At 68.4% G+C, this 15,087-nt stretch carries 18 protein-coding genes; 5 read left to right on the top strand and 13 right to left on the bottom strand.

The annotated features are described in order from the left end of the window. Positions 1-21: 21 nt before the first annotated feature. The 8 genes from EV652_RS17730 to EV652_RS17695 all read right to left on the bottom strand — a co-directional run bounded on the left by EV652_RS17730 (position 22) and on the right by EV652_RS17695 (position 6,657). A complete protein-coding gene (locus EV652_RS17730; protein ID WP_132210270.1) occupies positions 22-684 on the bottom strand; it encodes a phosphatase PAP2 family protein in 663 nt (220 codons plus the stop codon). A gap of 492 nt (positions 685-1,176) precedes the next feature. After that, on the bottom strand, positions 1,177-1,866 hold the full coding sequence (locus EV652_RS17725; RefSeq protein WP_132210269.1) for an AMP-binding protein: 690 nt from the start codon (positions 1,864-1,866) through the stop codon (positions 1,177-1,179). Between the two features lie 13 nt (positions 1,867-1,879). Next, positions 1,880-2,152, bottom strand: a complete 273-nt coding sequence (locus EV652_RS17720; RefSeq protein WP_132210268.1) for a DoxX family protein — start codon at positions 2,150-2,152, stop codon at positions 1,880-1,882. Continuing rightward, complete coding sequence (locus tag EV652_RS17715; RefSeq protein WP_132210267.1) at positions 2,149-2,352, bottom strand: hypothetical protein; 204 nt, start codon at positions 2,350-2,352, stop codon at positions 2,149-2,151. The genes EV652_RS17720 and EV652_RS17715 overlap by 4 nt, the downstream gene beginning before the upstream one ends. Positions 2,353-2,470: 118 nt before the next feature. Next, a complete protein-coding gene (locus tag EV652_RS17710) occupies positions 2,471-2,917 on the bottom strand; it encodes a hypothetical protein (protein ID WP_132210266.1) in 447 nt (148 codons plus the stop codon). Positions 2,918-3,263: 346 nt separating this feature from the next. Further along, positions 3,264-4,094, bottom strand: a complete 831-nt coding sequence (phaZ, locus tag EV652_RS17705; RefSeq protein WP_132210265.1) for a poly(3-hydroxyalkanoate) depolymerase — start codon at positions 4,092-4,094, stop codon at positions 3,264-3,266. Positions 4,095-4,104: 10 nt separating this feature from the next. After that, positions 4,105-5,796, bottom strand: a complete 1,692-nt coding sequence (locus tag EV652_RS17700) for a PHA/PHB synthase family protein (RefSeq protein ID WP_132210264.1) — start codon at positions 5,794-5,796, stop codon at positions 4,105-4,107. Between the two features lie 198 nt (positions 5,797-5,994). Next, positions 5,995-6,657, bottom strand: a complete 663-nt coding sequence (locus EV652_RS17695) for a TetR/AcrR family transcriptional regulator (RefSeq protein WP_132210263.1) — start codon at positions 6,655-6,657, stop codon at positions 5,995-5,997. A gap of 154 nt (positions 6,658-6,811) precedes the next feature. Here EV652_RS17695 and EV652_RS17690 point away from each other — a divergent pair, with 154 nt between their 5' ends. The 3 genes from EV652_RS17690 to EV652_RS17680 are packed head-to-tail and all read left to right on the top strand — an operon-like array spanning position 6,812 to position 9,209. Then, positions 6,812-7,039, top strand: coding sequence for a hypothetical protein (locus EV652_RS17690; protein WP_132210262.1), 228 nt, complete (start codon positions 6,812-6,814; stop codon positions 7,037-7,039). Beyond that, positions 7,036-8,403, top strand: a complete 1,368-nt coding sequence (locus tag EV652_RS17685) for an FAD-binding oxidoreductase (protein WP_199238247.1) — start codon at positions 7,036-7,038, stop codon at positions 8,401-8,403. Before EV652_RS17690 ends, EV652_RS17685 begins: the two co-directional genes overlap by 4 nt. Then, positions 8,400-9,209 (top strand): SDR family oxidoreductase, encoded by an 810-nt coding sequence (locus EV652_RS17680; RefSeq protein WP_132210261.1) that lies wholly within the window; start codon positions 8,400-8,402, stop codon positions 9,207-9,209. The genes EV652_RS17685 and EV652_RS17680 overlap by 4 nt, the downstream gene beginning before the upstream one ends. A 110-nt stretch (positions 9,210-9,319) precedes the next feature. Here EV652_RS17680 and EV652_RS17675 read toward each other — a convergent pair whose 3' ends face one another. Continuing rightward, positions 9,320-11,377 carry an MDR family MFS transporter gene (locus EV652_RS17675; protein ID WP_132210260.1) on the bottom strand — a complete coding sequence of 686 codons (2,058 nt, stop codon included), beginning with the start codon at positions 11,375-11,377 and terminating at the stop codon, positions 9,320-9,322. Positions 11,378-11,429: 52 nt separating this feature from the next. Here EV652_RS17675 and EV652_RS44065 point away from each other — a divergent pair, with 52 nt between their 5' ends. Next, positions 11,430-11,603 (top strand): hypothetical protein, encoded by a 174-nt coding sequence (locus EV652_RS44065; protein WP_158441177.1) that lies wholly within the window; start codon positions 11,430-11,432, stop codon positions 11,601-11,603. A gap of 33 nt (positions 11,604-11,636) precedes the next feature. On the opposite strand, the gene EV652_RS17670 is transcribed toward EV652_RS44065, so the two are convergent. Genes EV652_RS17670 through EV652_RS45805 form a run of 3 tightly spaced genes read right to left on the bottom strand, consistent with a single transcriptional unit; the run spans position 11,637 to position 13,570 of the window. Further along, positions 11,637-12,500, bottom strand: a complete 864-nt coding sequence (locus EV652_RS17670; RefSeq protein WP_132210259.1) for an ABC transporter permease — start codon at positions 12,498-12,500, stop codon at positions 11,637-11,639. 45 nt (positions 12,501-12,545) lie between these two features. Next, complete coding sequence (locus tag EV652_RS17665) at positions 12,546-13,448, bottom strand: ABC transporter ATP-binding protein (protein WP_132210258.1); 903 nt, start codon at positions 13,446-13,448, stop codon at positions 12,546-12,548. Continuing rightward, positions 13,445-13,570: a hypothetical protein gene (locus EV652_RS45805; protein WP_255512602.1), complete on the bottom strand. Its 126-nt coding sequence runs from the start codon at positions 13,568-13,570 to the stop codon at positions 13,445-13,447. The genes EV652_RS17665 and EV652_RS45805 overlap by 4 nt, the downstream gene beginning before the upstream one ends. 18 nt (positions 13,571-13,588) lie before the next feature. On the opposite strand from EV652_RS45805, the gene EV652_RS17660 reads away from it, so the two are divergent. Next, on the top strand, positions 13,589-14,092 hold the full coding sequence (locus EV652_RS17660; RefSeq protein ID WP_369410031.1) for a 4-hydroxy-2-oxovalerate aldolase family protein: 504 nt from the start codon (positions 13,589-13,591) through the stop codon (positions 14,090-14,092). 139 nt (positions 14,093-14,231) lie between these two features. On the opposite strand, the gene EV652_RS17655 is transcribed toward EV652_RS17660, so the two are convergent. Then, the gene (locus EV652_RS17655) at positions 14,232-14,894 is read right to left on the bottom strand and encodes a TetR/AcrR family transcriptional regulator (RefSeq protein ID WP_132210257.1); all 663 of its coding nucleotides are present in this window, start codon (positions 14,892-14,894) and stop codon (positions 14,232-14,234) included. Positions 14,895-15,087: the final 193 nt, after the last annotated feature.

Here is a 15,087-nt window from a genome sequence, read left to right as displayed (position 1 = left end):
CGGGCCCGTCAGGTCTGCCGGTTACACACGTTCGCGGTTCGCGTCCTGCAGTCGGTAGATGCGGTCGCATCCTGCAGCGACTGTCGCTGCGGTTCCGGCCCCCACGATGGAACCGATGATCACGTCACCCGGATAGTGCACGCCAGTGTGGACTCGCGAGTAGGCGACGCCGCCCGCCAGCAACCGGATCGGCACGGCCAGCCCTGGCAGGTGCCGGCCGACCGCGTAGGCGAACGCGAACGCCGACGCGGCGTGGCCGGACGGGAATGAGTCGGATTCCGGCATCGACACACGGCGAGCCGCATACAGGTCGTGGCCAGCGCGATCCGGGCGCCGCCGCTGGGCAAGCGGCTTCATGCCGAGATTGACGGTCGCCGAGGTCACCCCGATCGCCAGCACGCCCTCCAGCGCCGCGCGGCGTCCACGCCTGCCACCGAACACGGCGATCACGGCGGCGAGACCAAGCCACAGCCGCGAGTAGTTCGCCGCGTTCGAGAGCCGGCGAACGGGGCTGTCCAGCTCCGGGGTGGGGGTATCCGCCACAACCTCATACACCGCCCGGTCCACCGCCCCCAGCTCACGCAACCTCTCGACCCACACGGATTCGGCGCCCCGCCGCGCCTCGACCCGCTGCGCCAGCGCGTCCGCGACGCTCTGTTGCTGTGTGCCAGCACTGGAGGACATGGGGAGGATCCTTCGATTCAATGGTGTTCGGACGTGAGGTGTGAGCGCAGCACCCAGCTAGACCAAGGCTAGACCGAACCTGGCGGTCAGCGCCTACGGCCACCCCAGCAGCGGCGGCGCCGCCGAACGCTAGCCGCAGGCGCGACACCCCGCCGCTCAGGTCGGCGACAGGCGCCGATCCTCGATCAGCTCGAGCCCGAGCCTCTCGACCAGACCGAGGAACCCCGTGCAAGTGCAGCCCGGTCGAGGAGGTCGCCTCGCAGCAGTGTGGAGGCCGACCATCCTCCGATCGCGTCGCGGCTCGGAAACCGGGGCGGGATCGTACCGCCGAGACGCCCCATCACCCGGATCTGGTCGCGGAGTACTGATGAGCGCGGGCAAATGAGCCGGGGACCTATGCCCTGCTCGCTGGCCAGTGGCTGGGCGCGACCGTCCTGGACCGGATAGAAGCGCACCGGCGATGACGGAGCCAGGCTGCCGCCGAACACGTCGCTATGGCTGTCTCAGCTGTACCGGGGCTGGCCTGCGAGGCGTCGGTGTCGGCAAGCGCGGCAGCAGCGCGGGTGGGGTGGATCGTGTCCCTGTCCGCTCGCCGCTGAGAACCCTGGCGGCGTTGATCAGGGCCCGTGCGGTCACCGCCTGGTTGCGGTTCAGGCGACCGTGCGTGAGCTCGGCGCGCTTCGGCTTGCCGGTGGCGCCGGAGGTGTAGAGGATTACCGCGATGTCGTCGTCGGACCGGTTGACTGGGTCGGTCGCGGGCGGTGTCGCCGCCAGCGCGGCTTGGAAGTCCCAGTCCCCGGGCGCGACCGCCAGGCAGTCGGGGCCTGCGGCCTTCGCACCTGCCTCCGCCTCGGCGGCACAGTCATGCCAGGCCAGCAGCAGTTTGGCGCCGGAGTCGCGGAGGTAGTACTCCACCTCGCGCTCCTTGAGCAGCGGGTTCATCGGCACGACGACCCCGCCGGCCCGGATGACGCCGTAGTACGAGATCGCGAACTGTACGTTCGGAAGCATCAGCCCGACACGGTCGCCAGGCTCCAACCCGCTGCCCCGCAGCAGTGTGACCATCCGGGACGCGGCGTCGTCCAGGGCCGCGTACGTCAGCACGTGGTCATCCATCCGGACGGCCGGGTGGTGCGGATACATCGAAGCGGACTCGGTCAGGTTCTGGCTGAGGTTGGTCATGTCGGCCTCTTCATCAGATCTCGCCGAAGGCGAGCCACAGATAGGCCACGAGAAGCAGCAAACCCGCCGCGGCGAGCAGGCCGAGCGGGGGCATCGCGAGGCCGAGCATCACTCCTGCGGCACCCGCGACCTCCAGGACCCCGATGCGCTGGTAGGCACCGACACTGAAACCGACCTGCGCGGCCCGGGCCTGCATCGATGGAACGGCTCGGATCTTGCTTGTGCCCAGCACCGCAAAGGGGACAGCGATGAGCGCGGCCGAGGAAACGACGAGCGGGGTAGTCATGGCTGGATCTCCGACTTCCAGGGAATGGTGAATGCGTCGACAACAGCCTTGCCTGCTGCTTGGTCGACCTCGTCCCGGTCCAGACCCGGCTTCTCGAACTCCAGCCAGGCGAGGTCGTGCACCTTGACCGCCGACGCGTCCTGGGCGCCGGCCCGGAGCGTGTCGGGCAGCGGGTCCGGGGTCTTCAGATCATTAGTCATTGCAAACTTCCTTCCGCGTGATGCCGCCGCCGGGCAGGCCGTTGACCATTCCTGCCCGCGGCGGCGCGAGTGCTGTAAGGAGAACTAGGGCTTCCTGACCACCAGTCCCACTGGTGAACTACGAGTTGTCTGCGGCCTTGGCAAGCTTGTCGGCGTAGGCGCGGGCGTGGATGGCGTCGAGGATGGCCAGCTGCGCGTTCTCGACCGCCCAGTCGGCGAAGTCGAGGGCTTCGGCCGCGTCAGCTTCTGCCCAGTTCGCGTCTTTCGCGGCGACCTTGGCGTCCACCTGGTGAGTCCGCTTGTCCATGTTCGCCTTGACGTCGCTCATCTTGGCCGCGGCATCAGCCCTTACCTGCGCCCACTTCGCCCGAGCGCCCTCGGCGGTCTGCGAGACCTCCTGCCGTGCGTTCTGAACTGACTGGTCCAGGTGGGACTGGGCCTGATCGATCCGCTCCTTGAGTTGCGCGTCGGACTCAGTCGCGGCCGTCTGCACCGCCGACCTGGCCGTCACAACCCGCTTCTGCAGGTCGTCCAGCCGCGTGGAGAAATTCGTGTGCTGCGTCATGAGCTACCACCTTTGGTTTCCGGCCCGATGAGGGCACTTGTAATGTATCTGCAGTAGTGACGATATCGTCAGTACTGCAGCCGGTCAACCCGCTAGCGCGAAGACATGACGAAATCCTCAGTTAACTATGGTCGGGAACAGCCCAGGTGGACTGCGAGATGCTCGCCCTGGTGTTATGCGGGCGTCCATCCGAGCTTCGTCCAGCACGCCGAGCGGGCCTAGGCGGCGTACGGCGTGAACGTGCGCTCGATCCTGCAGGAGGTCTGCCGCCGCAGCCTGGGTCGGCGGCCACAACGACATGATCGTGGACATCGCGCTCGACCGCTGCGCAACGGGCCGGCGAGCGTCAGCTTCTCGACGTGGCTCGCTCGCCTCTCGGGGACGTCAGGAAGCGCGAGACGAGCGGGCCGAGCTCGTCGGCGGAGGTGAGGAGCCCGAGGTGGCCGTCGTCGAAGACGTGAAGAGACCCGTTGGGCAGCAACGAATGCATGATCCGCGCGTTGACCAGCGGAATCATGGGGTCGTCGTTCCCGGCGAGGATCAAGGTGGGTTGCCGGATGAGTGGCAGGGCCGGGAGGCTCGTCCAGCCGACGCCGGCGAGGAGTTGCAGGTAGTAGCCGGCTCTGGCTCCGAAGCGCTCCGGCTCGTACAGCACGCGCCTCACCTCGTCGGGCTGCCGGCGCATCCGCCCTCCATAGAGCTCGGACGCGATGGCTTTGGCATATTCCGGGTCGCGGTAGCGCCGCAGTGTGAGCATCTTGCTCAGCACGCTGAGGCGGGCGGGCACCATGAGCATGCCGGTTCCGGTGCTGACAAGTACCAGCCTTCGGCAACGACGCGGATTCTGGAAGGCCAGTTGCTGGGCGAGGCCGCCGCCCCAGGAGATCCCGAGGGCATCGAACCTGTCGTGGCCGAGCTCATCGAGGAGCCGCCCGACGAAGCATGCCAGCAGTGCGAAGTTGTAGGGGGACTTGGGTGTCGGGGATCCACCGACGCCAGGGACGTCGAACCGGACCACCTCGATGCGGGGGTCGACCCGGTCGACGAACGGCTGGAGCAGGTCGAGGCTGGCCCCGATTCCGTTGCAGACCAACAATGGCGGGCCGGCTCCGATGCCCGGCCGCACCGCCACCCGCACCCCGTGGCCGAGCACACGGATTCGCCGGAACTCGGTCATCGGCGTGGTGTCACTTGTCGAAGACGTAGCTACCTGGGGCCTCTGCGAGCATGGCCAGGCTCGGGGAGCCCAGCTCCTCGGGAGCCGGCTTCCGGTCACCCGAGCGGTCGTTCAGCCACAGGCCGAGGTCGGTCCACCAGGTGCCTTGGTGGACGTCTGAGCCCTTGAGCCAGCTCTTGGCGTCGGACGTCAGGTCGTCGCCTCTGTGGTAGGACGCCTTCGGGTTGCCCGGGGGGTTGACCAGGGCAGCGATGTGTCCACTGGTGGACAGCACGAAGCGCGTGGTCCCGCCGAACAGTTGTGCGCTGCGGTAGCAGTTCTCCCACGGGGTGATGTGGTCAGTGATGCCGGCCACCACGTAGGAGTCGACGGTGATCTTCCCGAGGTCGATCGGCACGCCGAGGACCGTGAGGGCTCCGGGTCTGGTCAGGAAGTTCTGCATCGCAAGGTCGATGAAGTCGGCGTGCAGTGCGGCGGTCATCCGAGTCGTGTCGGAGTTCCAGAACAGGATGTCGAACGCCGGTGGCCGCTTCCCGAACAGGTAGTTGTTCACCCAGTAGTTCCACACCAGGTCGCCGGGGCGCAGCCACGCGAACACCTCGGCCAAGTCGCGTCCGTCGAGGTACCCCTTGCGTGCCGACTTGGCTTTGGCCAGGCTCGCCAACCGCTCGTCGACAAGGGCCGACGCCGTCCCGGCATCGTGGTTGTCGATGACGGTCACCGCCAAGCAGAGCGCCGCGAGTCGGTCCTGCCGGCCGATCCCGGCCAGGTACGCCGCCGCAATACTTGCCAAGAGGCCGCCGGAACAGACGCCGCCGAGCACCGTCCGCGCGCTGCCCGTGATCTCCTCGACGGCCTCGAGCGCGTCGAGGACCGCACGAACGTAGGTATCGAAGTTCCAGGAAGCATGCCGCGAGTCCGGGTTCCGCCAGGAGATGACGAACATCTGCCGTCCCTGGCGCACGCCGTGCTCGACGAGGCTCCGCTCCGGCGCGAGGTCGACGGCATAGAACTTGTTGATCGTCGGGGGAACCACCAGCACCGGCACCTCGTAGACCTCGTCCGTCTGCGGCGCGTACTGGATCAGCTCCAGCACCTCGGTGCGGAACACGACCCCACCGGGCGTCGCGGCGATGTTCTCGCCCAGCGCGAAGCCGCTGCCGTCGACCATCTCCGGCACGCGGGGGGCCGTGGCCAGGTCCTGCACGAGCTGCCTCCCCCCGCGCACCAGGCTGAGCCCCGCGGTGTCGATCACCGCCTTGGCGGAGCCCGGGTTCACCAACGGGACGTTGCTCGGAGCAAGCGCCTCGACGAGGTTCTCCAGGAAGAACTGCACGCGCTTGCGGTCGCGCGGCTCGAGGTCGGCCTCCGTCACCAACTGCCCGGCGGTCCAACTCCCGGCGAGGTACAGCTGGACCAGCCGCCTCAGCAGCGGGTTCTCGGTCCAGGCGACATCGGTGAACCGGCGGTCCCCGCGCTGGGGCGCCAAGGTCGAGGTCCCGCTGAGCACGCGGCCGGCCTCGATACCCAGCTCGCGCAGCCGCCGCGCGGTGGTCCTCGGCTTGCGGGCGAGCGAGGCCGCCCACTTCGCCGTGGAAATATCGGGGGCGAATCGGCGGACCGGGCCCAGCGCGGCACCGACCAGAAGAGCGTCGGGCGGAGCGGCGGTCTCGGCGAGCCTGGAGGTAGTGGCGCTGCTCATCGGAAGATCTCCTCGCGGTCACACGTGACGACGGTGCTGGGATGCCCATTGGTGGGACCACCCACAGGTGAACAATACCGCCGGTACTGACGATTTCGTCATGTGATCTGTCACTCTTGTGGGGTCCCAAGCGTGTCAGGGCATCAGACGACGCCAGAAGGTCTAGCGTCAGGACCAGAGGATCCTGCCCACAAGTAGTCAGGCCGCTGAGCCGTCGTCCCCGGCTGCGTCGACCTCGGGAAGTGGCAGTGAGCAGATCTGTCGCGCCTGCCGGCGCGGGACACCGAACATCCGCAGCAGGTCCTCGGTGACCCGATCGGTCGTCTCGTCGACGTCGCGCTCGGGCTGGTCGTGCAGTAGCTGCCCGAGGGCGATGAGGGCGCCCGCAGCCATGGTGACCGCAAGATCGAGGTCTGTGACGTCGAAACGACCGGACTTGGTCGCGGCCTCGATGTCGCGACGCGCCCGCGGGGCCAGGCCGTTGGCTGCAGTCAGCAGTTGCAGCGCGTTGTTGAGCAGCACCTTGCTCAGCTCGGGCTCGCGACGGTGGAGCCGTCCAGTGAGCCGGAAGCTCGCGGCGAACACCTCCGCAGGATCCTCGATCCGCCCGGTGACCCGGTCGAGAAGCTGGCCGTAGGCATCCATCACCGCCTCTACGGCCGCGTCGAACAGCTGCTCCTTGGTCTCGAAGTGGTTGCAGAAGGAGCCCATCCCTACGTCGGCCGCCTTGGTGATCTCCAGGATCGGGACGTTGGTCCGGCCTTCGGCGATGAGCGTCTGGGCCGCCCGGATGAGAGCCGCGCGGGTCCGGGCCTTGCGCCGATCGAGTCGGTTGCCCGGTTGCGTGGATGCGGTCGTCATGGTCGTTCCTCGGCGTCGTCATCGGTTGGTGAGCTCGTCCTATCGTAGCGCCGCGCGGTCAGAAGTGACGATTTCTTCAGAAAAGCCTTGACTGAGTGTAGACTCGAAAGTGACGATATCGTCAATCACATACCTAGGAGCAACTGGAGCACCGATGGCCACTCATCAGGGAACACGCAACGACCGCCGGCGAGCAGGGGCGCTGTCCGGTGAACACCGCGGACGCGCGAAGAACCTCACCGACCCGAGTGGAGTGCCGGTGCGCGTCGTGGCCGACACCGATGAGCTGGCCACCCTCACCGCCAAGATCGCCGATCAGGTGGCGATGCGCTCCATCGGCTACTCCGCGGCCCACGCCGCCGTCCTGCGAGGTCGGCTGTGACCACCTCCGCACCGGACCGCGCGCTCACCCGCGCACAACTGACCGACGATTTGCAGGCGGTGGCCGTCACGCCGCAGGACCCGTTCTACCGCGACCACGCGCCGACGTTCTTCCGAGGCGGGGCGCCGGCGATCATCCTGCAGGCCCGGCACGCCGAGCACGTGCGCTCGGCCGTCCTGCTCGCCGCGAAGCACCCGGACCTGCCCTTCTCCATCCGCAGCGGCGGCCACGGCGTCTCCGGCCGGTCGACGAACCACGGCGGGATCGTCCTCGACCTGGCCGCCATGAACGACATCGCGCTTCCCGACCCCGGCACTGGCGTGGTGCGCGTCGAACCAGGCGCGCAGTGGCTCGACGTCGCACGCGCGCTGCAGCCGCACGGGCTGGGCATCAGCAGCGGCGACTACGGCGGCGTCGGGGTCGGGGGGCTCGCCACCGCAGGCGGCGCGGGCTGGCTGGTCCGCGAGCACGGCCTCACCATCGACCGCGTCCGAGCTGTCGAGATGGTGCTCGCCGACGGCTCGTCGGTGCGCGCCGACGCAATCACCCTGCCCGACCTGTTCTGGGCAGTCCGCGGGGCCGGGTCCAACTTCGGAGTCGTGACTGCGTTCGAGATCGCCGCGTCGCCCGTCTCGGCGGTGGGGTACGCGCAGTTCGTGCTGGCGGCCGACGACGCCGCCCAGTTGCTCGTCGACTGGGGGACAGCGCTCGAGTCCGCGCCTCGCCAGGTCACCAGCTCGCTGATCCTCGGGCCCACACCCCCCGGCCAACCGGTTGTGGCGCAGGTCAACACCGTCGTGCACAGCGAGCAGCCCGAGGAGATCCGCGAGTTGCTGGCGCCCTTCGCGTCCGCAGGGCAGTTGGTCCAGCAGTCCGCACAGGTGGTGCCCTACTCGCACGTGATCGACAACGTCTACCCGGGACCGCACCGGGGGGTGGGCGAGCCACACGCCCGGGCTGCCGTGGTCCGGCACATCACCCCCGACCTCGCGCGTGGCTTCGCCGAACTGTTGGCCAATGGTGAGGCGCACTACTTCCAGATCCGAGCCCTCGGCGGCGCGGTCGCCGACGTCCCCGCCGAGGCCACGGCGTACGCCCACCGGGACGCCAACTTCCTCCCGGGGGCACTTGGCCGCAGCCGGGACGGCATGAACCGCGAGTGGGACCGCCTGCGTCCGAACTTCGACGGCCTCTATCCCAGCTTCGAGACCGACGACCGGCCGGATCGACTGGCCGAGGCCTTCCCTCCGGCGACCCTGGCCCGGCTCCGCGGTCTCAAGCGCAGCTACGACCCCCACAACGTCTTCCGCGACAACTTCAACATCGACCCCGCAGGGGTCGACGAAAGCGAGCACACGTCATGAACGAACCAATCACCGCCGACCTGGCCGGGCAGACCACCGTCATCCTCGGCGGCACCGGCAACATCGGGGAGGGCATCGTCCGGGCCCACATCGCCGCCGGCGCCACCGTCGTCGTCCCCAGCCGCGACGCGGGTCGCATCGAGGTCGTCCGCCAGGCCCTCGACGGAGGCGCCGACCGACTCGTCGGGATCGAAGGCGACACCCAGACCTTCGACGGCATGACCAAGATCGCGGAGGAGACCGTCGACCGCGCCGGCCCGCCGACGCACGTCGTGGCCAGCATCGGCGGCTGGTACGGGGGCCAGCCGGTCTGGCAGACCGACGAACAGGACTGGAACACCTACTTCGTCGACCCCAGCCGGGCCCACTTCGCAGCCGCCCGCGCCTTCATCCCGAGGATGACCGACGGTGGCAGTTACACCATGATCCTCGGCCTGTCCGCCTACCTCGCCATGCCCGCGACCAGCCCCAGAGCCATGCACGGCGGCGCCCTCCGGATGCTGCGCCGGACCCTCTCCACCGAGGTCGGCCGGCAGCGGCGGGTCAACAGCCTCGCCTTCGCCCCGCTGCTCAGCCGCGCACGACCGCACGGAGACCCCACCTGGCTCAGCTCCGACCACGTCGGTCGCCTCACTCTGGGCCTTGCTACCACCCCGGCGGTGACCGGCCAGGACTTCCAGGTGCCCGACCTGGCCGACTACACCGCGCTGATGACCAGCGGGTTCCCAGCGGAGACGGACCACGACCGACTCGGCAACCCGGTTGCCGGGGCAAGCAGGCCCGACGGGACAAGACGAGCCGGATAACCCTGCCCGCGCCGCGAGCTCGAGGATCCCGGTCACTCGGTTGACCAAGCGGCGCGGGCCCGCACGCCAGAACGCGCTGACCCGCAGACGATCTACCCGCTCAGGCGTTCCTACGAGCCCCGAGTCGGTTGAGTTGGGTTCACGGATGCGAACAGACCCATTGGTCCGGGGACGTGCTGAGGGTCCTGGTTGACGAACTGGGTCGCGACCTCGCCGAGTGCGCGGCTGAGTTCCGGGTCGTCGACGCCCCAGTCGGCGAGCTCGCCGGCCAACCACGCCTTGAGCGCGGTGACCAGCTTCTCCACCTCGAGTGCGCCGGCTTCGGTGATGGCGAGCTGGCCATTGTGGCTGGTGAGGTATCCGCTGGCGGCAGCCGCTTCGAACGCCGGCGCGAGGACCTCAGGTGGCAGGTGGTACAGCGTGGAGATCTCCTCGACCGTAGTGGTCCTGCCGAGCCTGGATCGCAAGTAGACCTGACCGACGCTCCAGCCGTCAGACGCGCCGAACGATGCCCCTGAACGCTCTCTCACCTTGGGCAGCTCGGTGCGCCCCTTGTTTCGGACGAGGCGCGCGATCGCGGCCTGCAGCTGTTGGTTGGCGTCTGCTGCCTCGGGCACGCCAAAGCCTTCGCCGACGTCGGGTGCTGTGTCGCGGGCCGTGCCGCGCAGCGGTACCTGCTTGAGGAAGAGCGCGACCACGAAGGCGACGAAGGCCACCGGTATCGCAGCCAGGAACACGGTATGGATGGCATGGGCGTACGCATCGACGATTGGCGCGATCTGCGCGTCCGGGTAGGCGTGCAGGGCTTGCGGGCTGGTCACCGCGGCTGGGTCGACTCCTGGTGAAGCGGCAACCGCTGCGGGCAGCCTGTCGTTGAGGACATTCGCGTAGACCGCTCCGAACACGGCGGCGCCGAATGAGCTGCCCAGCGTGCGGAAGAACGTGACTCCGGAGGTGGCGACGCCGAGGTCTTGGTAGGCGACGGTGCTCTGCACCACGATGGTCAGGATCTGCATGCTCATGCCGATGCCGAGACCGAGCACCAGCATGGCGACGGCCAGCTGCCAGTACGGAGTACCCGCACCGATCCGGGACAGCAGGAACATGCCGAGGGTAATGACGGCCGTGCCGACGACCGGGAAGATCTTGTACTGACCGGTCCTGCCCACCACACTGCCGGAGACTATGGACATCACCAGCAAACCGGCGACCAATGGCAGGGTCTGAAGGCCGGAGGCGGTGGCAGACGCGCCATTGACGTACTGCAGGTAGGTCGGCAAGAACGTGATCGCGCCGAGCATGGCGAATCCGACGATGAAGGACAGGATGACGCAGACGACGAAGACGGAGGATCGGAACAGCCGCATCGGCAGGATCGGATCGGCTGCTCGGCGCTCCACGAGCACGAAGATCGCCAACGAGACCAGGGAGCCGATGATCATGGCGATGATGGTCAGCGAGCTCCACGCGTACTCGGTGCCACCCCACGACAGAGCGAGGGTCAGGCCGGCTGCGCCGATGGACACGAACACGATGCCGAGGTAGTCGATCACCGGATGCAGACCCGGACGGATACTCGGCATGGTGAACGCGGCCAGGACAATGACGACGATGCCGACCGGCACATTGACGTAGAACGCCCACCGCCAGGACAGGTGATCTGTGAACAGGCCGCCGAGCAGCGGGCCGATCACCGTCGTGACTGCGAACACGGCGCCCAGTGCGCCCTGGTATTTGCCACGTTCACGCAGTGGGATGACGTCGGCGATGACCGCCATCGAGGTGACCATCAACAACCCGGCAGCGAAGCCTTGCACGGCACGCCAGGCGATCAGCCACTGCATGCCCTGCGCGAGCCCGCAGAGTGCTGAAGCGACGACGAATGTCGCGGCAGCGACCTGGAACACCCGCTTGCGGCCGAACTGGTCGCCGAACTTGCCGGCCAGCACGGCCGCGATGGTGTCGGCGAGCAGGTAGGAGGAGACCACCCAGGACAGGTGCCCGGCCCCACCGAGGTCGCCCACGATCGACGGCAGTGCGGTCGACACGATCGTTTGGTCGAGCGCCGCCAGCAGCATCCCGAGCGCCACCGTGATGAAGACCGAGAGCATCGTCCGCCGGTCGACCGTCCCCGGCCCTGCCGCCGACTGCGTCTGCTCGACCGCCATGCGCACTCCAGGAGGGTGGCTCCGCCGCGGAGATCGCCGCACAGAAGACTCTATGGTTGCCTCAGACCACCGGCAAGGGTCGCCCGGGCGTGCTGTCGACGAGTTCGCTCATGAGTTCGGCGCCAGGTGGCCCAAGGGCGTCGCCAGGATCGTCGACGACATCGAGCCGCTGCTCGCGTTCTACCGCTGGCGGGCCGTCAACGGCGCCAGCACGCGCATCAGATGACCGCCCCACCGAGCCCGATCGGTGGATCCGGGTCTATACGTCACGACGGGTGATCGCCAGGATGGAGGCGCCGAGGGTGAGGACGACCCAGGCGGCGAGGACCAGGGCTCCGGCGGTGGCGCCGAGGACGCTGTCTCCGGCCCCCGTCACGGTGGTGAACGCGGCCCCGGCGGAGCTCGGCAGGAACTGCAGGACCGAGTCCAGGCTGGCGGGCAGTAGGGCCCCGGCGATGGTCGGCAGCACCATGACGCCGCCGAGCAGGACGCCGATGCTGCTGGCCACGCTGCGCAGCAGGATCCCCAGTCCGAGGCCCATCAGCGCGATCGCGGTGAGGTAGCCGGCCATCCCGAGCACCGAGCGCAGGATGCCGTCGTCGGTGAGCGCCACGGTCGCGCTGTCACCGGCCGAGAGGATGCCCATGCCCACGCCGAAGGTGGCCAGGGCAGCGATCAGTGCGGTGGGAAGCACGACGCCGGTGAGCACGACGGCCTTGGAGACAACGACCTGCCAGCGCCGCGGGACGGCCGCGATGGTGGCCGAGATCATGCGCGAGCCGTACTCGCGGGCGCCGGCGAGGGCGCCCAGGACCCCGACCAGGAGAACCGCCGCGAAGTCGCCGGTCATGACGGTCTTGAGCGGGTCGGCGTTGCCGATCCCGCCCCCGTCCTCGGAGGTCGTGACCGAGCCGGTGGACACGGCGGCCGCGATCGCGCCCAGGCTGACCAGCAGGAGGACGAGGGCGCCCATGCCGATCCAGGTGCTGCGCAGGGTGCGGACCTTGATCCATTCCGAGCGGATCGCCCGGCCCAGGGTCTGACGGTGGGTGGTTGTCGTGGGCGCGGTGCGGCGAGACGTCGATTCGAGCGCGGTGGTGGCGGTGGCGGTAGCAGTGGTCATGCGGCTGTCCTTTTGGGATTCGTTGGTGGGTGAGAAGTCGGGTTGCTAGGCGGCGGCGTACTCGACGCTGTCGCGAGTGAGCTCGAGATAGGCGGACTCGAGCGAGGCCGCGACCGGGGCCAGCTCGTGGAGGCGGAGCCCGTGTCCAGCGGCGATGTCGCCGATCGTGTCCGCCGTGAGGCCGCGGACCTCGAACCGGCCGGCTTGCCTGGACGTCAAGGTCACGCCGTCTGCGGCCAGTAGGGGCGCCAGCGCGCCGGCGTCCGGAGACGCCACGACGACGCCGCCGCTGGTGGAGTGCTCGATGAAGTCGTCCATCGAAATATCGGCAAGGATGCGGCCCTGGCCGATGATCAGCAGGTGATCGGCGACCAGTTGCATCTCGCTCATCAGGTGCGAGGACAGCAGCACCGTGCGTCCCTGCTGGGCCAGTTCGGTGAGCAGAGCACGGATCCACTGGATGCCGTCAAGGTCGAGGCCGTTGACGGGCTCGTCGAGGATCAGCACGGCCGGGTCGGCCAGCAGTGCCGCGGCGATGCCCAGGCGCTGGCCCATGCCCAGCGAGAACGAGCCGGCGGACTTGTGGGCTACCTCGGTCAGGCCGACCGATGCGAGCACCTCGTCCACCCGCCGCGGCCCGATGCCGACGGTGGCACCGAGGGCGAGCAGGTGATTGCGGGCGCTGCGGCCGCCGTCAACGGCCTTGGCGTCGAGCAGCGCGCCGATCTCGGCCAGCGGTACTGGTGCCTCGACGTACGGCCGGCCGTTGACCAGCGCGGCTCCGGAAGTCAGCCGGTCCAGGCCGATGATCATCCGCATCGTTGTCGACTTGCCTGCCCCGTTGGGACCGAGGAAGCCGGTGACGACACCCGGCCGGATGGTGGCGCTGATGGCGTCGACGGCGAGCTTGTCGCCGTATCTCTTGGTGAGCTGCTGCAGTTCGATCATTGGATCGGCTCCCTGAGCTGTGTGTCGGACTCGGCCGCGGCAGCCCGCACCGCCGACCTGGCCGTCGAGACCCGCTGCCGCAGATCATCCAGCCGCGGAGAGAAATCCCTGTGCTGCTTCATGGGGTACACCTTCGTTAGATTCCGGGGCCCATCGAGGGCTCTTGTAAATTCTGTGCAGTACTGACGATATCGTCAGAAGAGAGGATTGGTCAACTGTCGCGGCCAAGAAATGACGAAATCCTCAGTCGACTTCGTCGTCCGCGATGGCACCCTGATGGAGAGGACCACCCGTTTCACTCGGCTGCACCTGCCCCGAATGGACGGTTACGACAGCCTGCCCCGGGTCAAGCACTGGCCACCGCCGGCCGGACTCGGTGGCGGGGTCGGGAACTGCCCGATCGAGCGGTTCGTTGCCGTGGCCAGGCTGCAGGGCTGGGACCACAGGGCAGAGCTGTTCGCGCTCCAGGGCGCCGCCGAGGAGCTGGTCCGGCCGCTGATGGACCGACCGGTTCAGGTGGAACGCGAGACGCTCACCTGGGCTACGCCGTCGTCTGTTCCAGCTTCCTGCGACACGCCGAGCGGGCCGCGGCGACGTACGGCGTGGATGTCAGGTCGTGGCTCCCGGGTGAGCTGCCAATGTGACTGAAAGCGCCCCGAGGTGAAGGCAGTGGGACCGTGGGTGGCCCAGCCGGGTCCGACTGCTTGCGTGCGGCCGCGGTGGGCGGCTGCGCTGGTAGCCGGTTGGCCGCGGGTCGCTGGGCAGGAGCGAAGGAGCGGACCGTCAGGCCGCCGAGCCGTCGCCTCGCACCGCGTCGATGTCCGGCAGTGGTAGCGAGCAGATCCGGTGCGCCTGTCGCCGCTGTACGCCGAACATGCGCAGCAGGTCCTCGGTCACCCGGTCGGTGGTCTCCTCGACATCGCGCTCCGGCTGGTTATGCAGCAGCTGGCCGAGGGCCAGCAGGGCTCCGGCGGTCATCGTGACCGCGACGTCGAGGTCCTCGACGGTGAAGCGGCCGGCGTCCACGGCGGCCGCGATGTCCCGTCGGGCGCGTGGCGCCAGGCCGTTGTCGGCGCTGAGCAGCCGGAGCACGTTGTTGAGGAGGACCAGGCTCAGCTCCGGCTCCCTGCGGTAGAGCCGTCCGGTGAGCCGGAAGCTGCAGGCGAACACCTCCGCGGGGTCCTCGATGTCGGCGGTCAGGGCGTCGAGCAGCTGACCGTAGCCGTCCATCACTGCCTCGAGAGCAGCCTCGAACAGCTGTTCCTTGGTCTCGAAGTGGTTGTAGAAGGAGCCCATCCCGACGTCGGCGGCCTGGGTGATCTCCAGGATCGGCACGTTCGTCCTGCCCTCGGCGATGAGCGTCTGCGCAGCCCGGATCAGGGCTGCCCGGGTCCGGGCCTTGCGGCGGTCCAGTCGGTTGGCCTGCTCCGTTGGTGCGTTGCTCATGATCGCTCCTCGGCATCTCCTCGGCGTGTTGTGCGCCCATCCTAGCGCGGTCCAGTCAGGAATGACGATTTCCTCAGACGCTCTTGACTGAGGATATACTCGTGAGTGACGATTACGTCAGCTTATCGTCTAAGGAGCAGTAATGAGCGGTCACCATGGGACTCACAACGACCTGCACAGCGAGCAGGGCGCG

Origin of the sequence: Kribbella steppae (assembly GCF_004342025.1) — a bacterium.
GTDB classification, from domain to species: Bacteria; Actinomycetota; Actinomycetes; order Propionibacteriales; family Kribbellaceae; genus Kribbella; species Kribbella steppae.
This window is presented reverse-complemented; position numbering and strand designations above follow the sequence as displayed.